This window comes from Lentzea tibetensis (genome assembly GCF_007845675.1).
Classification (GTDB): Bacteria; Actinomycetota; Actinomycetes; order Mycobacteriales; family Pseudonocardiaceae; genus Lentzea; species Lentzea tibetensis.
Map to the genome: position 1 here is coordinate 191,375 of NZ_VOBR01000013.1, position 21,612 is coordinate 212,986.

Below are 21,612 nucleotides of genomic sequence, written 5' to 3' on the forward strand. Positions count from 1 at the left end.
CGCCGCGACGTACTGGAATAGCGCCGATCGCGGGCTGACAGTTGACAGAATCGAACCTGGCTTAGGCTGTAGGCCATGCTCAGCCGCACCGACCTGCGAGGTCGCACCACGTCACCGGCCGAACTGCGCGCCGCGCTGCCGCGCGCCGAGGTGGACGTCGACGCGGTGCTGCATCAGGTGCGCCCGGTCGTGGACGCGGTCGCCGTGCGCGGTGTCGACGCGGTGCTGGAGTACACGGAGCAGTTCGACCGGGTCCGGCCCGCGTCCGTGCGGGTGCCCGAAGCGGAGCTGAAGAAGGCGCTCGACGAGCTGGATCCCGAGGTGCGGGAAGCACTGCTGGAGGCCATCGCGCGCACCCGCAAGGTCCACGCGGACCAGCGGCGCACCGACACGACCACGCAGGTCGTGCCCGGTGGCACGGTGACCGAGAAGTGGGTGCCCGTCGCGCGCGTCGGTCTCTACGCGCCCGGCGGCCTCGCGGTGTACCCGTCGACGGTGGTGATGAACGTCGTGCCCGCGCAGATCGCGGGGGTCGAGTCGCTGGTCGTGTGCTCGCCGCCGCAGGCCGAGTTCGCCGGCCTGCCGCACCCGACGATCCTGGCCGCGGCCGCGCTGCTCGGCGTGACCGAGGTGTGGGCGGTCGGTGGCGCGCAGGCGGTGGCGCTGCTCGCGTACGGCGGCACGGACACCGACGGTGCCGAGCTGGCCCCGGTCGACCTCGTGACCGGACCGGGCAACATCTACCTCACGGCCGCGAAGCGCCTGCTGCGCGGGCTGATCGGCATCGACTCCGAAGCAGGACCGACCGAGATCGCCATCCTGGCCGACGAGACGGCCGATCCGGTGCACGTCGCCGCGGACCTGATCAGCCAGGCCGAGCACGACACGCTGGCCGCCTCGGTGCTGGTCACCACGTCCGAGGAGCTGGCCGACGCGGTCGACGCCGAGCTGGAGCGCCAGGTCGGTGCCACCAAGCACATCGAGCGCATTCGCACCGCGTTGCGGGGCAAGCAGTCCGGCACCGTCCTGGTGTCCACTGTGGATGAAGGTATCGGGGTCGTCGACGTGTACGCCGCGGAGCACCTGGAGATCCAGACCGCGAACTCCCGCGAGGACGCCGCCCGCGTCCGGTCCGCGGGTGCGATCTTCGTTGGCGCGCACTCGCCGGTGTCTCTCGGCGACTACTGCGCGGGCTCGAACCACGTGCTGCCCACGGGTGGCTGCGCGCGGCACTCGTCCGGACTGTCGGTGCAGACGTTCCTGCGCGGCATCCACGTGATCGACTACTCCGAGGAAGCGCTCCGCGACGTGGCGGACAAGGTGGTCGCGCTGGCGAACGCCGAGGACCTGCCCGCGCACGGCCAGGCAGTGACGGCGAGGTTCCGTTGATCAAGCCAGTCATCGGCGCGCGCGTCGAGCTCACCGACCTGCCGCTGCGCGAGGACCTGCGCGGCCGCACGCCCTACGGCGCACCGCAGCTCGACGTGCCGTACCGGCTCAACACCAACGAGAACCCGTACCCGCCGACCGAGGCACTGGTCGCGGACGTCACGGCGGCGGTCGCCGAGATCGCGGGCGAGCTGCACCGCTACCCGGATCGCGACGCGGTGGCGCTGCGCGAGGACCTCGCCGCGTACCTCGCCGAGGACACCGGGGTGACGCTGACGTCGGAGAACGTCTGGGCCGCCAACGGGTCCAACGAGATCCTCCAGCAGATACTGCAGGCGTTCGGCGGGCCGGGCCGCACGGCGCTCGGCTTCGAGCCGTCGTACTCGATGCACCCGATCATCGCCGCGGGGACGCGCACCGAGTGGGCGCCGACGCCGCGCCGCGCGGACTTCTCGCTGGACGTCGCGCGTGCCGCGGAGATCTTGGCCGAGCACCGCCCGGACGTCGTGTTCGTGACGTCGCCGAACAACCCGACGGGCCAGTCGATCCCGCTTCCCGACCTGCGCGTGCTGATCGAGGCCGCGCCCGCGATCGTCGTCGTCGACGAGGCGTACGCGGAGTTCTCGTCGCAGGAGAGCGCCATCAGGCTGCTCGACGAGTACGGGTCGAAGCTGATCGTCAGCCGCACCATGAGCAAGGCGTTCGCGTTCGCCGGTGGCCGCCTCGGCTACCTGGCCGCCGCGCCCGCCGTGGTGGACGCGCTGCAGCTCGTGCGCCTGCCGTACCACCTGTCCTCGCTGACGCAGGCCGCCGCACGGGCGTCGCTGCGGCACGCCGGGGAGACGCTCGGCTCGGTCGCGAAGCTCGCCGCCGAGCGCGACCGGGTCGTGGAAGCGTTGGCGGACATGGGTTTCCAGGTCGTGCCGAGCGACGCGAACTTCGTGCTGTTCGGCTGGTTCGCCGACGCGAAGGCGGCCTGGCGCAAGTACGTGGAGCACGGCGTGCTCATCAGGGACGTCGGAATCGCAGGTCACCTGCGGGTGACCATCGGAACGCCCGAGGAGAACGACGCTTTCCTCGCGGCCAGCAAGGAGGTCAGCCGGTGAGCCGTGTCGGCAAGGTGGAACGGACCACCAAGGAGTCGTCGGTGTACGTCGAGATCGACCTCGACGGCACCGGTCAGGTCGAGATCAGCACCGGGGTGCCGTTCTACGACCACATGCTGACCGCGTTCGGCGTGCACGGCTGCTTCGACCTGATCGTCCGCGCGACCGGTGACGTCGAGATCGACGCGCACCACTCGGTCGAGGACATCGCGATCGTGCTCGGCCAGGCGCTGCGCGAGGCGCTGGGCGACAAGGCGGGCATCCGCCGCTTCGGCGACTGCTGGATCCCCATGGACGAGACCCTGGCGCACGCCGCGGTCGACGTGTCCGGCCGCCCGTACTGCGTGCACCGCGGCGAGCCCGAGCAGTTCAACACGTTCACCATCGGCGGGAACTACCCGTTCGTGCTGAACCGCCACGTGTTCGAGTCGCTGGCGTTCCACGCGCAGATCGCACTGCACGTGCGCGTCGAGTACGGCCGCGACCCGCACCACGTGGCGGAGGCCGAGTTCAAGGCGATCGCGCGGGCACTGCGCGCGGCCGTCGAACCGGACCCGCGCGTCGGTGGCATCCCGTCGACCAAGGGCGTCCTGTAATGCCGAAGGAAGTCGTCGTCATCGGACTGCTGGCGGTGGCGGGGTTCCTGGTGGGCGGCGTGTACGCCACCTGGAAGACCGCCCGCCTGATGGCCGTGGTCCTCAGCGTGCTGTTCGTGCTGGCGGTGGCCGGCGCCGCGCTCTGGCTGCTCTAGTGCCGGTCACGGCACTAGTCAGACCGTTCCGATCACCCAGTGGAAGGTGGCGGGATCCTCGGGTTCCGCCATCGTCACGACCTCGTCCACGAGCAGGGTGAAGCCGGCCAGCCCGAGCAGCTCTCGGTTGACCTGTGGCGGGTGGCTGCCGAAGAACATCGGCGCGCCCAGCCACGTCGTGTGCACGTCGTCCGTGCCGGATCCCAGTGCCGCGAGGAACAATCCGCCCGGCCGCAGCCACGACGCGACGTTCCGGAACAGCGCGGGCTGCTCGGCGCGCGGCACGTGCAGGACGCTGTAGAACGCCGCGACCGCGTCGAACGAGCCGGGCTCGAGCTCGAGGGGGTCATGTCCGCCTGGACGAAGCGCGCGCCGGGCACGTGGCGCCTGGCCAGGTCGAGCTGGGCGGCGGAGAGGTCGACGCCGAGCACGTCGTGCCGCTCCGCAAGCCTTTGCGTGCAGGGGATTCCGGCGCCGCAGCCGAGCTCCAGCACCTGGGACCGCTCGCCCAGTCTGCCCATCAGCTCCGCGAGCATCCGGGGCCTGGCCTCGTCGGTGAACTGCCCGCACCAGTCGAGGTACGTCCGGGCGATCCGGTCGTAGCCTGCTTCGACGACGTCCTTCACCGGGCGAGGTACTGGGCCGGGACGTGCGAGGTGAGCCAGACGCCGTTCGCGCTGACCCGGAACTCGTGGCCGTCCTGGTGCATGAGCGAGGCGTCGACGGTGAGGATCACCGGCTTGCCGCGCCGCGCGCCGACGCGTTCGGCGGTCTCCCTGGTGGGGGAGAGGTGCACGTCGTGGCGCGACATCGGACGCAGGCCGTCGGCCAGGATCGCGTCCAGGAACTTCGCCACGGTGCCGTGGAACAGGACCACCGGAGGCACGGCGACGGGCAGGTCGAGGTCGACGGTGACGCTGTGGCCCTGGTTGGCGCGGATCAGGTCGCCCTCGATGGCGAACCGCTGCTTGTCGTTGCCCGCGACCACTTCGAGCAGTTCCTCGTGGGACATGTGCAGCGCGGCCAGCAGGTCGTCGACGGCCACCCAGCCCGCCGGGTCGAGCTGGAGGCCCGCCGACGCGGGGTCGTGCCGGAGCACGCGGGACATCCGCTTCGAGAGGCGGACGAGTCTTTCGTGTTGCATGGCTTTCAGCAAAGCACGCCGCGCCACCGAATTCTGTGCGGCTTCTGTGCGGCCGGCCCGCCACACTGGCGACGAGTGCCATCACCAATGGGGGAACCATGCGAAGAGCACTTCTGTTCGGGCTGGTCATGACCTTGTTCGCGCTGCTCACGCCGGGGGTGGGGCAGGCGAACCCGTGGTACGGCCCGTGGCTGATGCAGAACGCCAGGACCGGCAAGTGCATCGACCTGCCCGGCTACGGGGCGGGCACGATCGACGGCCCGGTCAACCAGTACACCTGCCGTCCGTACGGCGACAACCAGATGTGGCAGCTCGCGTACAAGCCGAACGAGGGCTCGAACGCCGTCGTCGCGCTCTACAACACCGCCGACAACCTGTGCCTGGACCTGCCGTACTACGGCTCGGTGGCACCGGGCACCAGGGTCACCGAGTACACCTGCGCGGGTCCGGAGGACAACCAGTACTTCGTCGTGGTGAAGCGCAGCGGCGGCGGCTCGATCCCCGAGGGCTACTGGTTCGTGCACCAGAAGTCGCGGTTGTGCCTGGACGTCGACGGGTTCGGCACCGGGGGCGACGACGCGCCGCTGACGCTGTGGCACTGCAGCGACGCCGACGACCACATCTGGAACAACCGGGCGCCGTACTACTTCCGCGGCTGATCAGATCCCGCCCTCCGTGGCGGCCTTGAGCCTCGGCGCGCCAGGGCCCGCGTTGGCCATGACGTCGTCGGAGTTCTGCAGGAAACAGCTGCGCAGAGACAGGCAGCCGCACCCGATGCAGCCGGTCAGCCGGTCGCGCAACCGCTGCAGCGCGTCGATCCGCGCGTCCAGTTCGGACTGCCAGCCCTTCGAGAGACGGGCCCAGTCCGACTTGGTCGGCGTGCGGCTGTCCGGCAGCGTCGCCAGCGCGTCGCGGACGTCCTCCAGGGACAGTCCGACGCGCTGGGCGGTGCGGATGAACGCGAGCCTGCGCAGCACCGACCGGGCGTAGCGGCGCTGGTTGCCCGTGGTGCGCACGGACGCGATCAGGCCGCGGTCCTCGTAGAAGCGCAGCGCGGTGTGCGGCACGCCGCTGCGATCGGCGACCTGGCCGATGGTCAACATCTCCGGCAACTTGCTCACGACCCCCATCGTACGTGCTTGACCTCTACCTTGGTCGAGGTCGCAGAGTGGGTCGCATGATGCAGACCGAGCTACCCGCCCTCTTCGCGAGGATGACGGGCGACGAGAAGCACGAGTGGGCGGCGGCATCGACGCTGGACGTGCTCTGGGTCCTCTACGACCGCGTGCTGAACGTATCACCGAAGAACCTCGCCGATCCCGGCCGCGACCGGTTCCTGCTCTCCAAGGGGCACGGGCCGATGGCGTACTACGCCGTGCTCGCCGCGAAGGGCTTCCTCGAACCGTCCACATTGGACAACTGGACGGAGTGGGACTCACCCCTCGGCCAGCACCCGGACCGCGTGCTCGTGCCCGGCGTGGAGATCAGCAGCGGGTCGCTCGGCCACGGGCTCGGTCTCGCCGTCGGCACCGCGCTCGGTCTCGGTGTCCAGGCCAGTCCGGCGAAGGTGTTCGTGCTGGTCGGCGACGGCGAGCTCGACGAGGGCAGCAACCACGAGGCCATCGCGATCGCGGGCCGGTTCGGCATCGAGCGGCTCACCGCGGTCGTGATCGACAACGACTCGGCGAGCCACGGCTGGCCCGGTGGCATCGACCAGCGGTTCGCTGTCGAGGGCTGGGCGACGCTCACCGTCGACGGCCGCGACCACGACGCGCTCGAAGCCGCGTTCACCGCCGAACACCCAGGACAGCCGCTCGCGGTTGTCGCGCAAATCCGGAAGGGCAACTGACATGCGCACGGAGTTCGCCAAGACGGTCCTCGCCGAGATGGACGCCGACCCGCGCGTCGCCGTGGTCATCGCGGCCATCTCCCGCGACCTCTTCCCGCGCGTCGACCGCGTGATCGACGTGGGCATCCGCGAGCAGGCGATGATCGGCGTCGCGGGCGGCCTCGCCCTCACCGGTCTGCGCCCGGTCGTGCACACCTACGCGCCGTTCCTGGTGGAGCGCCCGTTCGAGCAGATCAAGCTCGACCTCGGCCACCAGGAGGTCGGCGCGGTGCTGGTCAGCGTCGGCGCCTCGTACGACGACCCGGCGTGGGGCCGCACCCACCAGGCACCCGGCGACGTGGCGCTGTTCGACACGCTGCCCGGCTGGACCGTGCACGTCCCCGGCCACAGCGACGAGGTCGGCCCGCTCGTCCGCGACGCGATCAGGGGCGACGGCCGCGTGTACGTCCGGCTGTCGATGCACGAGAACGCGCAGGGCTACCCGGTGGGCCAGGGGGTCACCGAGGTGCGCCGCGGCCGCAAGGGCGTCGTGCTCGCCGTCGGCCCGGTGCTCGACCGCGTGGTGAAGGCCGTCGAGCAGGAACAGGCCGACGTGACCGTGCTCTACGCGTCGACCGTGCGGCCGTTCGACGGCGACGGGCTGCGCGCGGCGCTCGCCGAGGCCGAGCGCTCGGACGTCATGCTCGTCGAGCCGTACCTGGAGGGCACGTCGGCGCACGTGGTCACCGAGGCGTTGGAGGAGGTGCCGCACCGGCTGCGTTCGGTGGGCGTGAAACGGCACCTCGAACTGCACGCCTACGGCACGGCAGCGGACCACGACGCGGCGCACGACCTCGATGTCGTGGGCATCGCCGCGGCCGTTCGCGCCTTCTTCCACCGGTGAGTCGGGCATGATCTCGCATCGTGGACGGACGTCGTGCGCTCGGGACTGGCAGGGGGCAGCCGCGCGCCGGTGATCCCGCGGATACCGACCTTCTGCGGTTGTCGGCGTGGATCACCGACAGGGAATGATGTTGCCCGTGAGCGCGAGAACCCTCATCTGGACCCCGATGCCCACCGCTGAGGTGCAGCGAAGGCTGCACGAGGTGGGCGTCGGCCCGTCGGCGCTGGTACCGGTGCCGACCGGGACGGTGCTGCTGCCGCCGCCGAGCTCCGCGCTGCGGCAGAACCTGGTCATCCCGGACACGGCGCGCAAGCTCGCGGGGGCCTCGCTGCTCGTCTACTGGAACGACGACGCGGCGGTCGTGGTCGCGTTCGGCAGCGCCTTCGGGCGCGGCTGGTCGTTCGGCGCGAGTGACGCGGTCGTGCGGCTCAACGCGGAGGTCAAACGCCCCGGCGCCGTCGGCCGCGTGTTCGACCGGCTCGTCACCGTCTACACGCAGCGGTGGCGCGCACAGGAGAAGCACCGGCAGGCGGCACTCGCACACCTGGTCAAGGTGCTGCCGCAGGCCGATGAGGAGCAGGTCGCCCAGCGGCTGGCCGACTGGGAGACCGGTGGGCCGCGGGCGGTCACCGGGATGCTGGAGGCGCTCGCGCTGCCGGACGTCGCGAAGGTCGCCGACCTGGCGGGGGAGGGGCGCGCCGACCTGTGGCTGCACCAGCTGCCCGCACCGCGCGCGCTGCCCCGGTGGTACCGGTGGGTGTTCGCGGTGGTGCTCGTCGGCAGCGCCATCGCGGCCGTGCAGGCCGGGCTGCCCGGTCCGCTCGCCGCGGTCGTGGTCTTGCCGCTGACCATCGCGTGGGTGACGTACGTGGTGCGCGTCGCGCGCCAGCCGGTCAAGGGCAAGCCGATCAACACGGCGCTGCCGGTGATCCCGGTGACGCAGGGCTCGGCGCCGACCGAATAGTGCCGCCGAATAGGCTGGTCACATGGCACGCGTCGTCGTTTTGGACTACGGATCCGGCAACCTGCGCTCAGCGGAGCGCGCACTCCAGCGGGTCGGCGCCCATGTCGAGGTGACCGCGGACCCGAAGGTCGCGCTCGCCGCGGACGGGCTCGTCGTGCCCGGCGTCGGCGCGTACGCGGCGTGCATGGAGGGCTTCAACGCCGTGCACGGCGCCCGGATCATCGACAACCGGCTCGCGGGCGGACGCCCGGTGCTCGGCATCTGCGTCGGCATGCAGATCCTCTTCGAGCGCGGCATCGAGCACGGCGTGCTCACCGAGGGCTGCGGCGAGTGGCCCGGCACCGTCGAACGGCTGGACGCGCCGATCGTGCCGCACATGGGCTGGAACACCGTTCGCGCGCCCGAGGAAAGCAAGCTGTTCGCCGGATTGGACAGTGACACGCGTTATTACTTCGTGCACTCCTACGGTGTGCGACAGTGGGAACTGGAGCCGGGGGAGATCATCCGGCCACCGCTCGTGACGTGGGCGACGCACGCGAAGGACGACTTCGTCGCCGCCGTCGAGAACGGTCCGTTGTGGGCGACGCAGTTCCACCCGGAGAAGTCCGGTGACGCGGGGGCCCACCTGTTGGAGAACTGGCTGGGGACCCTGTGATCATCCGCGCCATCGTGGTCGCGCTGGCGGCCGCGACGTTCGCCGCCGTGCCCGCGCACGCCGCGCCGCACCCGTTCAGCGACTCGTTCGAGGGTGCCGTCAACGCCGAGCCGACCTACGGGCTCAACGACAACCTCAAGCAGCGCCAGGGTTCCGGAGCCGTCACCTACACCAGGTTGTCCGGCGAGACGGCCGCCGCGCAGGTCAACAGCAAGCGGCATCCCGGCAAGCTCTCGCTGGGCAGCGCGGTCGTGCGGCTCGACGCGCCGTCGACCGGTTCAACGATCTCGGCGACGCTCACCCCGGCCGCGGGCAGCTCGTCGATCGTGCTGAGCGAGTCCGCGAACAGCACGGGCGACGTGTCCGCTCAGGACATAGGGCTCGCGTTCGTCCTGCGCGCCAACGGTGGCGTGCAGGTGGTCCAACCGGGACAGCCGGCGCAGACGTTCGACAGGTTCGCCAAGCCGTGCCAGGACGGTTCGTACCGCGTCACGGTGACGCTGACCGGATCCACGCTGAGCCTGACGGTGAACGACGTGCGCAAGGACGTCGCTCTCGGCACCGCCGTGCCGACCGAGCGCCTGTGGACCTACCTCGGTCACTCCGGGGGCGACCGCGCCGGTCTCGTCGACGACCTGCGCATGTCCTCGATGAACTCCAGCGATCTGCGCAAACGCGACCCGCGGCTGCGCTACCACGGCTTCGACGTCGCGACCGCGGCGCAGCTGGCCGCGGTCAAGGGACACAGCAACCTGAACCGGGTGCGCGCTGATCTGGTGAAGGGCTGCGCACCCGCGTCGTGCGTCGTCGAGGCGACCGGCGCGAACTGGCAGCAGCAGGTGCGCCCGCACCTCTCGCGCGTCGCCGCGTTCTCCGTGCCCGACGCCGCGGCCGCGCGCAGCGTCAAGAAGGCCTTCCCGGACAAGAAGGTGCTGCTCGTCGTGCCGGGAGCCCAGGTGGACGACGCGTTCACGGCGCCGGCTGAGGCCGACTGGGTCGGGTTCAGCGAGGCGTGCCTCGACTACGGCCGGCTCGAGACCCTGATGACCAAGCTCGAGGAGCGCGTTCCGGACAAGGAGCTGTTCCTCCTCCCCGAGGGCAGCCCGGTGTGCCCGGAGCAGACCGACGAGACGGTCATGCGGACCCAGTACATGTACCTCGAGATGACGCAGTACTACCCGCGTTACGTCGGCCTGCTGGTGACCGGCCCGTGGCAGCCGGTGCGGCACCCGCTCACCGCGGACGCACAGGAGCGCGTGGCCGCAGTTGTGCTCGGAGACGCACGCTAGGCTGTTCTGGTGACGTTCACACTCCTCCCCGCTGTTGACGTGGCCGACGGTCTTGCCGTTCGGCTCGTGCAGGGCGAAGCCGGTACCGAGACCTCGTACGGCGACCCGGTCGACGCCGCCATGGCCTGGCAGCGCGACGGCGCGGAGTGGGTGCACCTGGTCGACCTGGACGCCGCGTTCGGCCGTGGTTCCAACCGCGACCTGATCGCCGAGGTGGTCGGGAAGCTGGACGTGCAGGTCGAGCTGGGCGGCGGCATCCGCGACGACGCGTCGCTGGAGGCCGCGCTGGCCACCGGTGTCGCGCGGGTGAACCTGGGCACCGCCGCGCTCGAGGACCCGGAGTGGTGCGCGAAGGTCGTCGCCGAGTACGGCGAGCGCGTCGCGGTCGGCCTGGACGTGCGCATCACCGAGGCGGGCCACCGCGTCGCGGCGCGCGGCTGGACCAAGGACGGCGGCGACCTGTGGGAGGTGCTCGACCGGCTCGACCGCGACGGCTGCTCTCGCTACGTCGTCACGGACGTGTCGAAGGACGGCACGCTCCAGGGGCCGAACATCGAGCTGCTGCGCGAGGTCTGCGCGCGCACCGACGCGCCGGTCGTGGCGTCCGGCGGTGTGTCCAGTGTGGACGATCTGGTCGCGCTCGCCGCGTTGTCCCGCGACGGTGTCGAGGGCGCGATCATCGGAAAGGCGCTCTACGCGGGCGCTTTCACCCTTCCCGAGGCGTTGGCAGCAGTCCGCTGACGACCTGCTTGATGTAGGCCTCCGCGGCCTGGTGCGTGACACCGGTGCTGCGGAGCACCTGCGCCGCGGTGCCTTCCTCCTCGGCGAGCACGCCGAGGAGGATGTGCTCGGTGCCGATGAACGTGTGCCCCATCCGCAACGCCTCGCGCACGGCCAGTTCGAGCGCCTTCTTGCAGTGCGTGGTGAACGGCTGCGGGTCCGGCCGCCGGTGGCTCTCGGTGTCGAGCCGGTTGAGCGTCGCGATGCGCGTGGTGCCGTCGGACGCCTCCAGCTTGCGGATCGTCTTCGCGGCGAGCCCGCCGCTCTCGTCCAGCAGCCCGAGCAGCAGGTGCTCGCTGCCGATGCGCTCGCTGAACCGCGCGTGGTGCTTCGCGAGGTTCACCACCCGCTGCGACCGCTGCGTGAACCGGTCGAGGCTCGGCTTCGAGCCGAGCTCGGGCGACTCCCTCGGCACGAACCGCTTCTGCGCGGCCTGCTTGCTGACGCCGATGCTCTCGCCGATGTCCGTCCAGCTCGCCCCGGTCCGCCGCGCCTCGTCGACGAAGTGCCCGATGAGGTGATCACCGAGCTCGTCGAGCTGCTCGCTCAGGCTGACCGCGGCCGCGAGCCGGTGCAGCGCGTCCTCGTGCTCCTTGGCGACCGTGACGATCAGGTCGGTGAGCTGGATCGGCGTCGTGACCACGCGTCAACTGTAGGTTGACGATTGATCAGCCGTCAACCTCGGGTTGACGCTCGGTGATCCGGATGCCGATGGTGCCCGTCCGGCCCCTGCGGAGCTTGCTGCCGAACATGGTCAGCCAGCCCATGACCCCGTACTTCTTCGTGATCAGGTCGCGGACGTGGTCGCTCTCTTCGTCGCTCATGAGCTCCGCGTGCGCGGGCACCGAGTCGCCCTTGGGGTTGCCCCGGTAGTCGCACGGCCCGATCTCGACGTCGCCGCTGTTGCGGATGCGCTTGACCTTGCCGGTCTCCTTGGCCGACCAGGCGTAGATCTCCTCGCCCTCCCACGCCACCCACACCGGCGTCGCCACCGGGGTGCCGTTCTTGCGGAACGTCGTCAGCAGCAGGTACTCGCCCTTGCCCAGATCAGTGATCACGGTGCTGAATCTAGTCCCGCTTCAGCGCGTTGGTGAGACCGGCGACCACCGCCGTCGTCAGCACCCAGCCCGCCGCGATCAACGCCCACGAGCACCACTGCGCCGGACCTTGCACGACCCAGGCCTTCTGCTGGCCCAAGTCCACGATCGGCAGCATCACGTCCAGCGCGTACACGAACGGGTTGAACGCCTCCACGACCGGAGCGGTCGCCGTCGGCGTGGTGTTCGCGTACACCGCGGTGCCTGCGCCCAGCAGCGCCAGCAGCCACGCCCCGGCGAGCATGGGGCGGTAGCCGTAGCCGACCACCAGGTACAGCAACCAGTTCCACGCCCTGCCGAACGGACCGAACTCGGCGCGCCGGTCCCACTGCTTGGCGATGTTGACCTTGCGGGTGAAGTTCAGCCGCCCGGCGCGCTTGTACGCGGCGGCGAGGGTGTCGTAGAGGCCCGGTGTGTAGCCCTCGGGGTGGCGGTGCAGCCACCCGACGCGGTGCTTCACCGGTGCGTGGTCGTGCTCGAGCAGGTCGTAGGTGAAGCCGCGCAGCCACACCTTCTCCGGCCACGTCTCCGGGTCGTCCTCGAAGCTGCCGACGGTCGCGTCGGTCAGGTCGAGCTCGTCGATCGCCTTTGCGGGCCGGAACCGCAGGGTCGTCGCGCGCGCACCGTCGAGCCCCACCTTCGTCATCGTCGCCTTGGTGAAGGTCAGCCTGCCGCCGACGTGCGCGTCGGGCAGCGCCACCTCGTCCGCGAACTCGCCACGGAACGCCGCGTCCTGCCCGACGCGGAGCCCGCGCGCCCACACGCGTCCCGCGGCCGTGCCCGAGCACCAGAAGTCCCGCTCGACCACGAGCACGTCCGCCGACAGCTCGCCGATCCGCACGTCGGTGAGCAGGACGTGGCCGCGCACGAGCGCGCTGTCCAGCCGCACGCCGCCCGTGACCTCACAGCGCTGCAGCGAGAGGTGCTGGTCGACGGTCGCCGACTGGACGTCGAGCGCGTCGTCGCCGAGGTTCGACAGCCGGGCGTCCGGGAAGCGCAGCGTGCCCTTGATGTGGCCACTGGCGAGCCGCAGCTTGCCGTGCGCGGTGAGCCGGGTGAAGTCGGCGTGCCTGCCGACGGAGATCGAGTCCGCCGCCAGGGCGACGTCGACGGGGCACGACAGGGTGGCGTCGATGAACACGAGGTTGGTGCCGATCCGCGCGTTGCTGAGCACGACCTGGCCGCGTGCGGTGAAGCCCCTTTTGAAATGGGCCGCGCCACCGACGACCAGCCCGGCCGCCGTGAGTCCGTCCGCCAGCTTTGCGCCGTCGAACCCTGCGTCGCCACTGATGCTGGCACTCATTAGCGATACCCCGCCGGTCGCCTTAAGACCGTTGCAGTTCAGGCCGCCGACTTCGAGGCGGTCGGCCGTCAGTGCGGGGCGTCTGGGGTTGAACAGCCGTACCCCAGGCAAGTGCAGTTCGCCCTTGATATGGGCTGCACGCAAGCTGAACCAGCCAACCGACGTGAGGCCGAGGCCGTACACGTCCTGGGCGACTTCTATGCCGTTCGCTACGAGCGTGTGTCCATTCACATTGGACAGCCGAGCACCGCTGAGCAGCAGGCAGCCGTCCACCCGTGCGCCGATGAGCGACACTTCCGTGCCGGCGGTGACCACGTCGCGCAGGTCGACGTCGTCCCTGGTGCGCAACTGCTTCGCGTCCAGGCCCCACAGGTGTGAGCCGGACAGGTCGACGTGGGGGATCTCGGCGCGCCGGAGGTTGATCTCCTCCTCCACGTAGCAGTTCCGGAGGATCAACGGGTGGCTCAGCCGCTGCCCCTCGAGGTCGAGCACACCCGCGATCCGCGCGTCCTCGACGTGGATCGGGTCAGCCAGGTCCTCAGCGCGAATGATGCGCAAATTCGCTCCCTAGTAGGCTTTCCCGCATGTCAGTCGCGGTCCGTGTCATCCCCTGTCTCGACGTCGACCGGGGCCGGGTGGTGAAGGGGATCAACTTCACCAACCTCGTCGACGCGGGCGACCCCGTCGAGCTTGCCAGGGTCTACGACGCCGAGGGGGCCGATGAGCTGACCTTCCTCGACGTGACCGCGAGCTCGGGCGACCGCGAGACGACCTACGACGTCGTCCGCCGCACCGCGGAGCAGGTGTTCATCCCGCTGACCGTCGGCGGCGGTGTGCGCAGCCCGGAGGACGTCAACAAGCTGCTGCGCTCGGGCGCGGACAAGGTCAGCCTGAACACGGCCGCGATCGCCCGCCCCGAGCTGCTCAAGGAGTGCTCGGAACGCTTCGGCGCGCAGTGCATCGTGCTGTCCGTGGACGCGCGCAGGCTGCCGGACGGCAAGAACTTCGAAGTCACCACGCACGGCGGCCGCACGGGTACGGGCATCGACGCGATCGAGTGGGCCGAACGCGGTCAGCAGCTGGGCGTCGGCGAGATCCTGCTCAACTCGATGGACGCCGACGGCACCAAGGCGGGCTTCGACCTCGAGCTGATCCGCAAGGTGCGCCAGGTCGTCGACGTGCCGCTGATCGCCAGCGGGGGAGCCGGTGCCGTCGCGCACTTCCCGCCCGCCGTCGAGGCCGGTGCGGACGCGGTGCTCGCGGCGAGCGTGTTCCACTTCGGACAGTTGCGCATCGGCGAGGTCAAGGACGGCCTGCGCGCCTCCGGCGTGGTGGTCAGGTGATCCGCCGGACGGACACGCCCGTCGAGGTGCTGGTCTCCGCACTCGTCGCGGGCGGCGGCGCGCTGCTGTTCGTCATCGTCGCTTTGGTGCGGTGGCAGGTCGAGGGCGGGGCGGACGTGCTCAAGGCCCCGATCGCCATCGGACTCCTCGAGCTGCTCGTCGGTGCCGGCCTGATGCTCCGGATCAGGATCGCGCACAAGGTCGCCATGGGCGTGTTCGTCCTCGTCGGCCTGCTGCACCTGCTGATCGTGCTCGCCGACGGCCCGGTGTGGGCTCGGGTCGTCTCCGGCGTGCTGTCCGGGGTGCACGTCTACGGCGTCGTGCTGCTCAACACCGGCCCCGCCCGCAACTACCTGGGAGGACCCCGTTGACCAGCCCGCTCGACCCGACCGTCGCCTCACGGCTCAAGCGCACCGCCGACGGACTCGTGTGCGCGGTCGCGCAGCAGCACGACACCGGTGAGGTGCTGATGGTGGCGTGGATGGACGACGAGGCGCTGCACCGCACGCTCACCACGCGCCGCGCGACCTACTACTCGCGCAGCCGTCAGCAGCTGTGGGTCAAGGGCGAGACCTCCGGGCACACCCAGTACGTCCACGAGGTGCGCCTCGACTGCGACGGCGACACGTTGCTGCTGAAGGTCGACCAGGTGGGCGCCGCGTGCCACACGGGCGACCGCACGTGCTTCGACGAGACCGTGCTGCTCACGCCAGCGGCCCGGTGAGGTAGCGCTGCATGGTCGGACCGATCATGCCGACCAGCGTCTCCACCGGCGTGGACGCGAGCGGTTCGAAGTGGACGACGTACCGCACCATCCCGAGCCCCACCATCTGCGTGGCGCAGACCGTCGCCCGCAGCTCGGACTGGTCGAGTCCGAGCTCGGTGGTGATCTGCTTGAAGATCGTGTTGAGGAAGACCTCGCGCAACACCTTGGCGACGCCCTCGTGCGACGTGACGCTGCGGATGAGCGCGACGAACTGCCCGCCACCGGTGGCGTCCCAGATCGTCAGGAAAGTGCGCACGATCCGGTACCCGATCTCGTCGGCCGGACCGTCGAGCAACCGTCTGACCAGCTCGTTCGGGTCGATCGGCACCTGGAGGACGGCCTGCGCGAACAGGCCTTCCTTGCTGCCGAACCAGTGGTTCACCATGGCCGCGTCGACGCCGGCGCGACTCGCGATCATCCGCACCGTCGCGCCGTCGAAACCGCGCTCGACGAACACCTCGCGGGCGGCCGCGAGCAACGCCGACTTGGTGTCCTCGCCCGCCGCGCGCCGTCCTCTACGCTTCTGAGTGCCCTGGTCCACGCCCTCTAGTTTTCAACAGATGTTGAATATGTGCAACAATTGCGCACATGGTGAGCGTCATCGGAGCGGTGGCAAAATCAGGTCTCGGGGCGGTCAGCCCCACGCGCGAGGAGTTCCGCGAGCTCGCGGCGAACCGGCGCGTCATCCCGGTCGTGCGCAGGTTGCTCGCGGACGCGGAGACGCCCGTCGGGCTCTACCGCAAACTGGCCGCGGACCGGCCGGGCACGTTCCTCTTCGAGTCGGCTGAGAACGGCCGTTCGTGGTCGCGCTGGTCGTTCATCGGCGTGCGCAGCTCGGCGGCGCTCACCGCGACCGGCGGCGACGCGTTCTGGACCGGTACCCGCCCGGTCGGGCTGCCGGACGGCGGCGACCCGCTGCACGTGCTGCGCGAGACCATCGAGGTGCTGCGCACGGATCCGTTGCCCGGCCTCCCGCCGCTGACCGGCGGCATGGTCGGCTACATCGGCTACGACGCGGTGCGCAGGCTGGAGCGGCTGCCCGAGCTCGCCGAGGACGACCTCAAGGTGCCCGAGCTCGTCATGCTCTTCGCGACCGACCTCGCGGCGCTCGACCACCACGAGGGCACCGTCACGCTGATCGCGAACGCGGTCAACTGGGACGACTCGCCGGAGCGCGTGGACGCGGCGTACGACGACGCGGTCGCGCGGCTCGACGCGATGACCTACGACCTGCACACGCCGACGCCGCCCACCGCGGCCGTGTTCTCCCGGCCCAAGCCGGAGTTCGTGCGCAGACGCAGCCAGGAGGACCACTTCGCGGCCGTCGAGAAGGCCAAGGAGGCCATCCGGGCGGGCGAGGCGTTCCAGGTCGTCGTGTCACAGCGCTTCGAGATGCAGACGACCGCGGACGCGCTCGACATCTACCGGGTGCTGCGGACGTCCAACCCGAGCCCGTACATGTACCTGCTGCGCCTCGACGACTTCGACATCGTCGGCTGCAGCCCCGAGTCGCTGGTGACCGTCCGCGACGGCAAGGCCACGACTCACCCGATCGCGGGAACACGGTGGCGCTCGCTCGATCCCGACGAGGACGCGTTGCTGGAGAAGGACCTCCTCGCCGACCACAAGGAACGCGCGGAGCACCTGATGCTGGTCGACCTCGGCCGCAACGACCTCGGCCGGGTGTGCAAGCCCGGCTCGGTGCACGTCGTCGACTTCTTCAAGGTCGAGCGGTACAGCCACGTCATGCACATCGTGTCCACGGTGACCGGTGAGCTGGCCGAGGGGAAGACGGCGTTCGACGCGGTCGCCGCCTGCTTCCCGGCGGGCACGCTCTCCGGTGCGCCGAAGCCGCGCGCGATGGAGCTCATCGAGGAGCTGGAGCCCACCCGGCGCGGCCTGTACGGCGGCGTCGTCGGGTACTTCGACTTCGCGGGTGACGCGGACACGGCCATCGCGATCCGGACCGCACTGGTGCGCCAGGGAACCGCGTACGTGCAGGCGGGCGGCGGCATCGTGGCGGACTCGGACCCGCAGGCGGAGGACAACGAGTGCCTCAACAAGGCGGGCGCCGTGCTCGCCGCGATCGCGACCGCCCAGACGATGGCGCCCGCCGTTGACCGGTAGACGTCCACTGTGGACCGTTCTCGTCCTGCTGCTGCTCGCGGCAGCAGGGCAGTGGGCGGCTTCGCAGATCCCGTTCGCGTTGTTCTGCCTCGCGTCGGTCGCCGCGCTCGTCGCGCTCAGCGGGTGGCCGCGGCGCGTGCTCGGCGTCGTGCTCATCGGCACGTCGGCCGTCGCGGCGCCCGGCTGGCACGCGTTCGCCATCGCCAGCGGCGTGTGCCTGCTCGTCTCCGGTGTGATTCTGGCGTGGCTCGGGCACCGCATGCCACGGTTCGGCATGGGCGGCCAGCAGGCGCCCGCACCGGACCCGGAACGCGACATGTGGAGCGCGCTGGAACGAGGAGAAGACCCGACGGAATCACGCGGCCACACGAACGAGTGAAGATCGTTCGCGCACGTTCGCGCACGTGGGCCGTTGAGGACCTTGCGGAGCTGCGCTGATTCGGAACCCCCGGTGGCAGAGGCGTTACTCCTGCGGGGTTAGCATCCTTCAAGCGGGAAGGGGAGCAAAACTGTGACGGTTCTCGAATCGATCCTCGAGGGTGTGCGTGAGGATCTCGCCGCTCGCGAGGCGCAGTTGTCCTTCGACGCCGTCAAGGAGCAGGCGACCAAGGTGTCGCCGCCGCTCGACGTGCTGTCGGTTCTGCGTGCGCCGAGCGTGGGTGTCATCGCCGAGGTGAAGCGGCGCAGCCCGTCGAAGGGGCAACTGGCGGACATCCCGGAGCCCGCCGAGCTGGCGGCGCAGTACGAGGCGGGCGGCGCGCAGGTCATCAGCGTGCTGACCGAGCAGCGGCGCTTCGGCGGTTCGCTCGCCGACCTCGACGCGGTGCGCGCGAAGGTGAAGATCCCCTTGCTGCGCAAGGACTTCATCGTCAGCCCGTACCAGGTGCACGAGGCCAGGCTGCACGGCGCGGACATGGTGCTGCTGATCGTGGCGGCGCTGGAGCAGAACGCGCTGGTGGCGTTGCTGGACCGGGTGGAGTCGCTCGGCATGACGGCACTCGTCGAGGTGCACACCGCCGAGGAGGCGGACCGCGCGCTCGAGGCGGGCGCGAGCGTCATCGGAGTGAACGCGCGCAATCTGCACACGCTCGAGGTCGATAAAGACGTTTTCGGCCGGATCGCGCCTGGACTACCCTTCGAGACGATCAAGATCGCCGAGTCGGGTGTCTCCGGTCCGGGCGACCTGATGGCTTACGCCGGTGCCGGTGCCGACGCGGTGCTGGTCGGCGAGAGCCTGGTGACCAGCGGTGATCCCAAGGCAGCGGTGAACAAGCTGGTGACCGCCGGTTCGCATCCGGCGTGTCCCCGGCCCAGCAGGTAAGAGAGGTTTGCGGTGTCTTCGACGCAGTCGAGCAGGGGCGCATCGCAGTTCACGCCCACACAGCACGATCCCGATGCGCGTGGGCACTTCGGCCCCTGGGGCGGCCGGTTCATGCCGGAGGCGTTGATCGCCGCGGTGGACGAGCTGGCCGCCGAGTACGAGAAGGCGCGCGTCGACCCGGCGTTCCTCGACGAGTTCGCCCGGCTGCTCAAGGACTACGCGGGCCGCCCGTCGCTGCTGACCGAGGCGCCGAAGTTCGGCGAGCACGCCGGTGGCGCGCGGATCTTCCTCAAGCGCGAGGACCTGAACCACACCGGTTCGCACAAGATCAACAACGTGCTGGGTCAGGCGCTGCTCACCAAGCGCATGGGCAAGCAGCGGGTCATCGCGGAGACCGGCGCTGGCCAGCACGGCGTCGCGACCGCGACCGCGTGCGCACTGCTCGGCCTCGACTGCGTGATCTACATGGGCGAGGTCGACACCGAGCGCCAGGCGCTGAACGTCGCGCGCATGAAGCTGCTCGGCGCCGAGGTCATCCCGGTGAAGACCGGCTCGCGCACGTTGAAGGACGCCATCAACGAGGCGTTGCGCGACTGGGTCGCGAACGTCGACGGCACGCACTACCTGCTCGGCACCGCGGCCGGGCCGCACCCGTTCCCGTTGCTGGTGCGCGACTTCCACCGCGTCATCGGCATCGAGGCGCGCGAGCAGATCCTGGCGAAGGCCGAGCGCCTGCCGGACGCGGTCGTCGCGTGCGTCGGCGGCGGCTCGAACGCGATCGGCATCTTCCACGGCTTCATCGACGACCCGTCGGTGCGGCTGGTGGGCGTCGAGCCCGGTGGTGACGGGCTGGACAGTGGTCGCCACGGCGCCACGCTCACCGCGGGCACGCCCGGTTCGCTGCACGGCGCGATGTCGTACGTGATGCAGGACGAGGACGGCCAGATCACCGAGGCGCACTCGATCTCGGCGGGTCTGGACTACCCCGGCGTCGGCCCCGAGCACTCGCACCTGAAGGACATCGGCCGCGCCGAGTACTTCCCGGTGACCGACGCGGAGGCGATGGACGCGTTCGCGCTCCTCGCGCGCACCGAAGGCATCATCCCGGCGATCGAGTCCGCGCACGCGCTGGCCGGTGCCATCAAGCTCGGCCAGTCGCTGGGCTCCGAGGCCCTGTTGCTGGTCAACCTGTCCGGCCGGGGTGACAAGGACATGGGCACGGCCGTCGAGTGGTTCGGCTTCGACAAGACTGGGGAAACGTCATGAGCCAGCTCGCACCCGTCTTCGAGCAGGCGCGGTCCGAGGGGCGCGCGGCGCTCATCGGCTACCTGCCGGCTGGTTTTCCCACGGTCTCCGGGTCCAAGGACATGCTGCGGGCCATGGTCGAGTCCGGCTGCGACATCATCGAGGTCGGCCTGCCGTTCTCGGACCCGGTGATGGACGGCCCGACCATCCAGGTGGCGGCTGAGCAGGCGCTGCGGTCCGGCTTCCGGGTGCGCGACCTGTTCGACGTCGTGTCGTCGGTGGCATCGGCCGGCGGTCGCGCCGTGGTGATGACGTACTGGAACCCGGTGCTGCGCTACGGCGTCGACGCGTTCGCACGCGACCTGGCCGCCGCGGGTGGGCTCGGGCTGATCACGCCGGACCTGGTGCCGGACGAGGCCGCCGACTGGATGGCCGCCTCCGACGCGCACGGGCTGGACCGGATCTTCCTGGTCGCGCCGTCGTCGACGGAGGAGCGGATCGACCTGACCGCGTCGTCCTCGCGCGGCTTCCTCTACGCGACGTCCGTGATGGGCGTGACCGGTGCGCGTGACGTGGTGTCCTCTGCAGCTCCCGAGTTGGTTCGCCGCGTGCGTGAGCACACGTCGATTCCCGTCGGCGTGGGGCTGGGTGTGCGGTCGGGTGCGCAGGCTGCCGAGCTGGCGGCGTTCGCGGACGGCGTGATCGTGGGTTCCGCTTTCGTGACCGCAGCCGGTGAGGGTGAGCACGCCGTTCGCGCGTTGACCTCGGAGCTGGCGCAGGGTGTGCGGAGCGCGGTCACCCCGGCGTAGCCGTTCGAACGCCTGATCGAGTGAACCTCCGGGTCCATGGCGGACTCGGGGCCCGAAATTGTCGGTGCCTCCCGAGAGGCTGGCCTCATGCTCAAGCCAGCCATCCGCCCGGCATGCCACACTGGTTGTGATCGGGCAGTTTTCGGAGGTGATGCCCAGTGGCGGCTCCAGTCGAAACTGAGTACCTGCTGCCCAACCACAACGGGCCGTGGACGCTCGACGACGTCCTCGCGCTGCCGGAGGACCACAGTCAACGCATCGAACTCATCGACGGGACGCTCATCGTGAGCCCGCTGGGGAGCGTTCGTCACCAGCGCCTGGTGGGTCGAGCCTTCGCGGCATTCGATCGCGACTGTCCGGCCGAGTTCGAGGCGACGGTCGAGATCAACGTGCGGCTGTCCGGTGGTCGCCTGCTGATTCCGGATTTCACCGTGATCAGGCCGGGTGCCGAGGGTGTCATGCTGCCGGTCGAGGACGTGTTGCTCGCCGGCGAGGTCCTTTCGCCGAGCACGCGCATCAACGACCTCGTGCTCAAACGCGAGTTGTACGCCGAAGCGGGTGTGCCGTTCTACCTGATGATCGATCCTCAGGGGCCGGTGGTCACGGCGACGCTGCTGGAGCTGCGGGGAGTCAAGTACGTCGAGGTCACGACCAGCGATGACGGTGTGCTGACCCTGGATCGGCCGTTCCCGGTGACGATTTCCCTGTCGGCATAGCGCATTAATTAATTACTTTCGTTATTTCCTTTGAAATGCGACCGCGCTATCCTGGCTTCATCATTCGTGCGACTC

General features: G+C 70.1%; 26 protein-coding genes and 1 pseudogene. 20 read left to right on the top strand and 7 right to left on the bottom strand.

Going from position 1 to position 21,612, the window contains the following annotated elements; translation table 11 throughout:
- The first annotated feature begins 75 nt into the window (after positions 1–75).
- Genes hisD through FKR81_RS43655 form a run of 4 tightly spaced genes read left to right on the top strand, consistent with a single transcriptional unit; the run spans position 76 to position 3,246 of the window.
- Positions 76–1,389 carry a histidinol dehydrogenase gene (gene hisD / locus FKR81_RS21640; protein WP_146353925.1) on the top strand — a complete coding sequence of 438 codons (1,314 nt, stop codon included), beginning with the start codon at positions 76–78 and terminating at the stop codon, positions 1,387–1,389.
- Positions 1,389–2,495 carry a histidinol-phosphate transaminase gene (locus tag FKR81_RS21645; RefSeq protein WP_186763100.1) on the top strand — a complete coding sequence of 369 codons (1,107 nt, stop codon included), beginning with the start codon at positions 1,389–1,391 and terminating at the stop codon, positions 2,493–2,495. The genes hisD and FKR81_RS21645 overlap by 1 nt, the downstream gene beginning before the upstream one ends.
- Positions 2,492–3,091, top strand: coding sequence for an imidazoleglycerol-phosphate dehydratase HisB (hisB, locus tag FKR81_RS21650; RefSeq protein ID WP_146353926.1), 600 nt, complete (start codon positions 2,492–2,494; stop codon positions 3,089–3,091). Before FKR81_RS21645 ends, hisB begins: the two co-directional genes overlap by 4 nt.
- Entirely contained in the window at positions 3,091–3,246 is a 156-nt protein-coding gene (locus FKR81_RS43655) for a hypothetical protein (protein WP_186763095.1), read from the top strand. The genes hisB and FKR81_RS43655 overlap by 1 nt, the downstream gene beginning before the upstream one ends.
- 18 nt (positions 3,247–3,264) lie before the next feature.
- On the opposite strand, the pseudogene FKR81_RS21655 reads toward FKR81_RS43655, so the two are convergent.
- Together FKR81_RS21655 and FKR81_RS21660 are read right to left on the bottom strand one after the other, a co-directional pair.
- Positions 3,265–3,782: pseudogene (locus FKR81_RS21655) on the bottom strand (class I SAM-dependent methyltransferase).
- A gap of 86 nt (positions 3,783–3,868) precedes the next feature.
- Positions 3,869–4,390, bottom strand: a complete 522-nt coding sequence (locus FKR81_RS21660; protein ID WP_146353927.1) for an RNA 2'-phosphotransferase — start codon at positions 4,388–4,390, stop codon at positions 3,869–3,871.
- Between the two features lie 98 nt (positions 4,391–4,488).
- Between FKR81_RS21660 and FKR81_RS21665 the strand changes: the two genes are divergently transcribed.
- Complete coding sequence (locus FKR81_RS21665; RefSeq protein WP_146353928.1) at positions 4,489–5,049, top strand: RICIN domain-containing protein; 561 nt, start codon at positions 4,489–4,491, stop codon at positions 5,047–5,049.
- Here the strand turns inward: FKR81_RS21665 and soxR are convergent, their stop codons facing one another.
- Positions 5,050–5,520 carry a redox-sensitive transcriptional activator SoxR gene (gene soxR, locus FKR81_RS21670; RefSeq protein ID WP_186763096.1) on the bottom strand — a complete coding sequence of 157 codons (471 nt, stop codon included), beginning with the start codon at positions 5,518–5,520 and terminating at the stop codon, positions 5,050–5,052.
- 47 nt (positions 5,521–5,567) lie between these two features.
- Here soxR and FKR81_RS21675 point away from each other — a divergent pair, with 47 nt between their 5' ends.
- The 6 genes from FKR81_RS21675 (at position 5,568) to priA (ending at position 10,771) form a co-directional block, all read left to right on the top strand.
- Positions 5,568–6,239 carry a thiamine pyrophosphate-dependent enzyme gene (locus FKR81_RS21675; protein WP_222598356.1) on the top strand — a complete coding sequence of 224 codons (672 nt, stop codon included), beginning with the start codon at positions 5,568–5,570 and terminating at the stop codon, positions 6,237–6,239.
- 1 nt (position 6,240) lies between these two features.
- Complete coding sequence (locus FKR81_RS21680) at positions 6,241–7,122, top strand: transketolase family protein (RefSeq protein WP_146353930.1); 882 nt, start codon at positions 6,241–6,243, stop codon at positions 7,120–7,122.
- Between the two features lie 136 nt (positions 7,123–7,258).
- Positions 7,259–8,086, top strand: a complete 828-nt coding sequence (locus FKR81_RS21685; protein ID WP_146353931.1) for a hypothetical protein — start codon at positions 7,259–7,261, stop codon at positions 8,084–8,086.
- 22 nt (positions 8,087–8,108) lie between these two features.
- Positions 8,109–8,741 (top strand): imidazole glycerol phosphate synthase subunit HisH, encoded by a 633-nt coding sequence (gene hisH, locus FKR81_RS21690; RefSeq protein ID WP_146353932.1) that lies wholly within the window; start codon positions 8,109–8,111, stop codon positions 8,739–8,741.
- Positions 8,738–10,030 (top strand): hypothetical protein, encoded by a 1,293-nt coding sequence (locus FKR81_RS21695; protein WP_146353933.1) that lies wholly within the window; start codon positions 8,738–8,740, stop codon positions 10,028–10,030. Before hisH ends, FKR81_RS21695 begins: the two co-directional genes overlap by 4 nt.
- 9 nt (positions 10,031–10,039) lie before the next feature.
- Positions 10,040–10,771, top strand: a complete 732-nt coding sequence (priA, locus tag FKR81_RS21700) for a bifunctional 1-(5-phosphoribosyl)-5-((5-phosphoribosylamino)methylideneamino)imidazole-4-carboxamide isomerase/phosphoribosylanthranilate isomerase PriA (RefSeq protein ID WP_146353934.1) — start codon at positions 10,040–10,042, stop codon at positions 10,769–10,771.
- Here the strand turns inward: priA and FKR81_RS21705 are convergent.
- From FKR81_RS21705 to FKR81_RS21715, 3 genes are read right to left on the bottom strand one after another with little or no spacing between them, the layout of a single operon-like run.
- On the bottom strand, positions 10,737–11,453 hold the full coding sequence (locus FKR81_RS21705) for a Clp protease N-terminal domain-containing protein (protein WP_146353935.1): 717 nt from the start codon (positions 11,451–11,453) through the stop codon (positions 10,737–10,739). The two genes, priA and FKR81_RS21705, sit on opposite strands and share 35 nt — an antisense overlap.
- A 25-nt stretch (positions 11,454–11,478) precedes the next feature.
- Positions 11,479–11,868, bottom strand: a complete 390-nt coding sequence (locus tag FKR81_RS21710; RefSeq protein WP_146353936.1) for a PPOX class F420-dependent oxidoreductase — start codon at positions 11,866–11,868, stop codon at positions 11,479–11,481.
- A 10-nt stretch (positions 11,869–11,878) separates the two neighbouring features.
- The gene (locus FKR81_RS21715) at positions 11,879–13,768 is read right to left on the bottom strand and encodes a hypothetical protein (RefSeq protein ID WP_146353937.1); all 1,890 of its coding nucleotides are present in this window, start codon (positions 13,766–13,768) and stop codon (positions 11,879–11,881) included.
- Positions 13,769–13,794: 26 nt separating this feature from the next.
- Between FKR81_RS21715 and hisF the strand changes: the two genes are divergently transcribed.
- The 3 genes from hisF to hisI are packed head-to-tail and all read left to right on the top strand — an operon-like array spanning position 13,795 to position 15,277.
- Positions 13,795–14,553, top strand: a complete 759-nt coding sequence (hisF, locus tag FKR81_RS21720; RefSeq protein ID WP_146353938.1) for an imidazole glycerol phosphate synthase subunit HisF — start codon at positions 13,795–13,797, stop codon at positions 14,551–14,553.
- The gene (locus tag FKR81_RS21725) at positions 14,550–14,924 is read left to right on the top strand and encodes a hypothetical protein (RefSeq protein ID WP_146353939.1); all 375 of its coding nucleotides are present in this window, start codon (positions 14,550–14,552) and stop codon (positions 14,922–14,924) included. The genes hisF and FKR81_RS21725 overlap by 4 nt, the downstream gene beginning before the upstream one ends.
- Positions 14,921–15,277, top strand: coding sequence for a phosphoribosyl-AMP cyclohydrolase (gene hisI, locus FKR81_RS21730; RefSeq protein ID WP_146353940.1), 357 nt, complete (start codon positions 14,921–14,923; stop codon positions 15,275–15,277). The genes FKR81_RS21725 and hisI overlap by 4 nt, the downstream gene beginning before the upstream one ends.
- On the opposite strand, the gene FKR81_RS21735 is transcribed toward hisI, so the two are convergent.
- Entirely contained in the window at positions 15,258–15,860 is a 603-nt protein-coding gene (locus FKR81_RS21735; protein ID WP_146353941.1) for a TetR/AcrR family transcriptional regulator, read from the bottom strand. The genes hisI and FKR81_RS21735 overlap by 20 nt on opposite strands.
- Before the next feature lie 47 nt (positions 15,861–15,907).
- Here FKR81_RS21735 and FKR81_RS21740 point away from each other — a divergent pair, with 47 nt between their 5' ends.
- The 6 genes from FKR81_RS21740 (at position 15,908) to FKR81_RS21765 (ending at position 21,537) form a co-directional block, all read left to right on the top strand.
- Positions 15,908–17,446, top strand: a complete 1,539-nt coding sequence (locus FKR81_RS21740) for an anthranilate synthase component I (protein WP_146353942.1) — start codon at positions 15,908–15,910, stop codon at positions 17,444–17,446.
- Positions 17,436–17,825, top strand: a complete 390-nt coding sequence (locus FKR81_RS21745; protein ID WP_146353943.1) for a Trp biosynthesis-associated membrane protein — start codon at positions 17,436–17,438, stop codon at positions 17,823–17,825. Before FKR81_RS21740 ends, FKR81_RS21745 begins: the two co-directional genes overlap by 11 nt.
- 132 nt (positions 17,826–17,957) lie before the next feature.
- Complete coding sequence (gene trpC / locus FKR81_RS21750; protein ID WP_146353944.1) at positions 17,958–18,767, top strand: indole-3-glycerol phosphate synthase TrpC; 810 nt, start codon at positions 17,958–17,960, stop codon at positions 18,765–18,767.
- Positions 18,768–18,779: 12 nt separating this feature from the next.
- Positions 18,780–20,033 (top strand): tryptophan synthase subunit beta, encoded by a 1,254-nt coding sequence (gene trpB, locus FKR81_RS21755; RefSeq protein ID WP_146353945.1) that lies wholly within the window; start codon positions 18,780–18,782, stop codon positions 20,031–20,033.
- Complete coding sequence (trpA, locus tag FKR81_RS21760; protein WP_146353946.1) at positions 20,030–20,821, top strand: tryptophan synthase subunit alpha; 792 nt, start codon at positions 20,030–20,032, stop codon at positions 20,819–20,821. The genes trpB and trpA overlap by 4 nt, the downstream gene beginning before the upstream one ends.
- Before the next feature lie 158 nt (positions 20,822–20,979).
- Positions 20,980–21,537, top strand: coding sequence for a Uma2 family endonuclease (locus tag FKR81_RS21765; RefSeq protein ID WP_146353947.1), 558 nt, complete (start codon positions 20,980–20,982; stop codon positions 21,535–21,537).
- Positions 21,538–21,612 lie beyond the last annotated feature (75 nt).

Coding starts and splice junctions, on each gene's coding strand:
- hisD (WP_146353925.1), top strand. CDS start 76: ATGCTCAGCCGCACCGACCTGCGAGGTCGCACCACGTCACCGGCCGAA.
- FKR81_RS43655 (WP_186763095.1), top strand. CDS start 3,091: ATGCCGAAGGAAGTCGTCGTCATCGGACTGCTGGCGGTGGCGGGGTTC.
- FKR81_RS21660 (WP_146353927.1), bottom strand. CDS start 4,390: ATGCAACACGAAAGACTCGTCCGCCTCTCGAAGCGGATGTCCCGCGTG.
- FKR81_RS21665 (WP_146353928.1), top strand. CDS start 4,489: ATGCGAAGAGCACTTCTGTTCGGGCTGGTCATGACCTTGTTCGCGCTG.
- soxR (WP_186763096.1), bottom strand. CDS start 5,520: ATGGGGGTCGTGAGCAAGTTGCCGGAGATGTTGACCATCGGCCAGGTC.
- FKR81_RS21675 (WP_222598356.1), top strand. CDS start 5,568: ATGATGCAGACCGAGCTACCCGCCCTCTTCGCGAGGATGACGGGCGAC.
- FKR81_RS21680 (WP_146353930.1), top strand. CDS start 6,241: ATGCGCACGGAGTTCGCCAAGACGGTCCTCGCCGAGATGGACGCCGAC.
- hisH (WP_146353932.1), top strand. CDS start 8,109: ATGGCACGCGTCGTCGTTTTGGACTACGGATCCGGCAACCTGCGCTCA.
- hisF (WP_146353938.1), top strand. CDS start 13,795: ATGTCAGTCGCGGTCCGTGTCATCCCCTGTCTCGACGTCGACCGGGGC.
- FKR81_RS21740 (WP_146353942.1), top strand. CDS start 15,908: ATGGTGAGCGTCATCGGAGCGGTGGCAAAATCAGGTCTCGGGGCGGTC.
- trpA (WP_146353946.1), top strand. CDS start 20,030: ATGAGCCAGCTCGCACCCGTCTTCGAGCAGGCGCGGTCCGAGGGGCGC.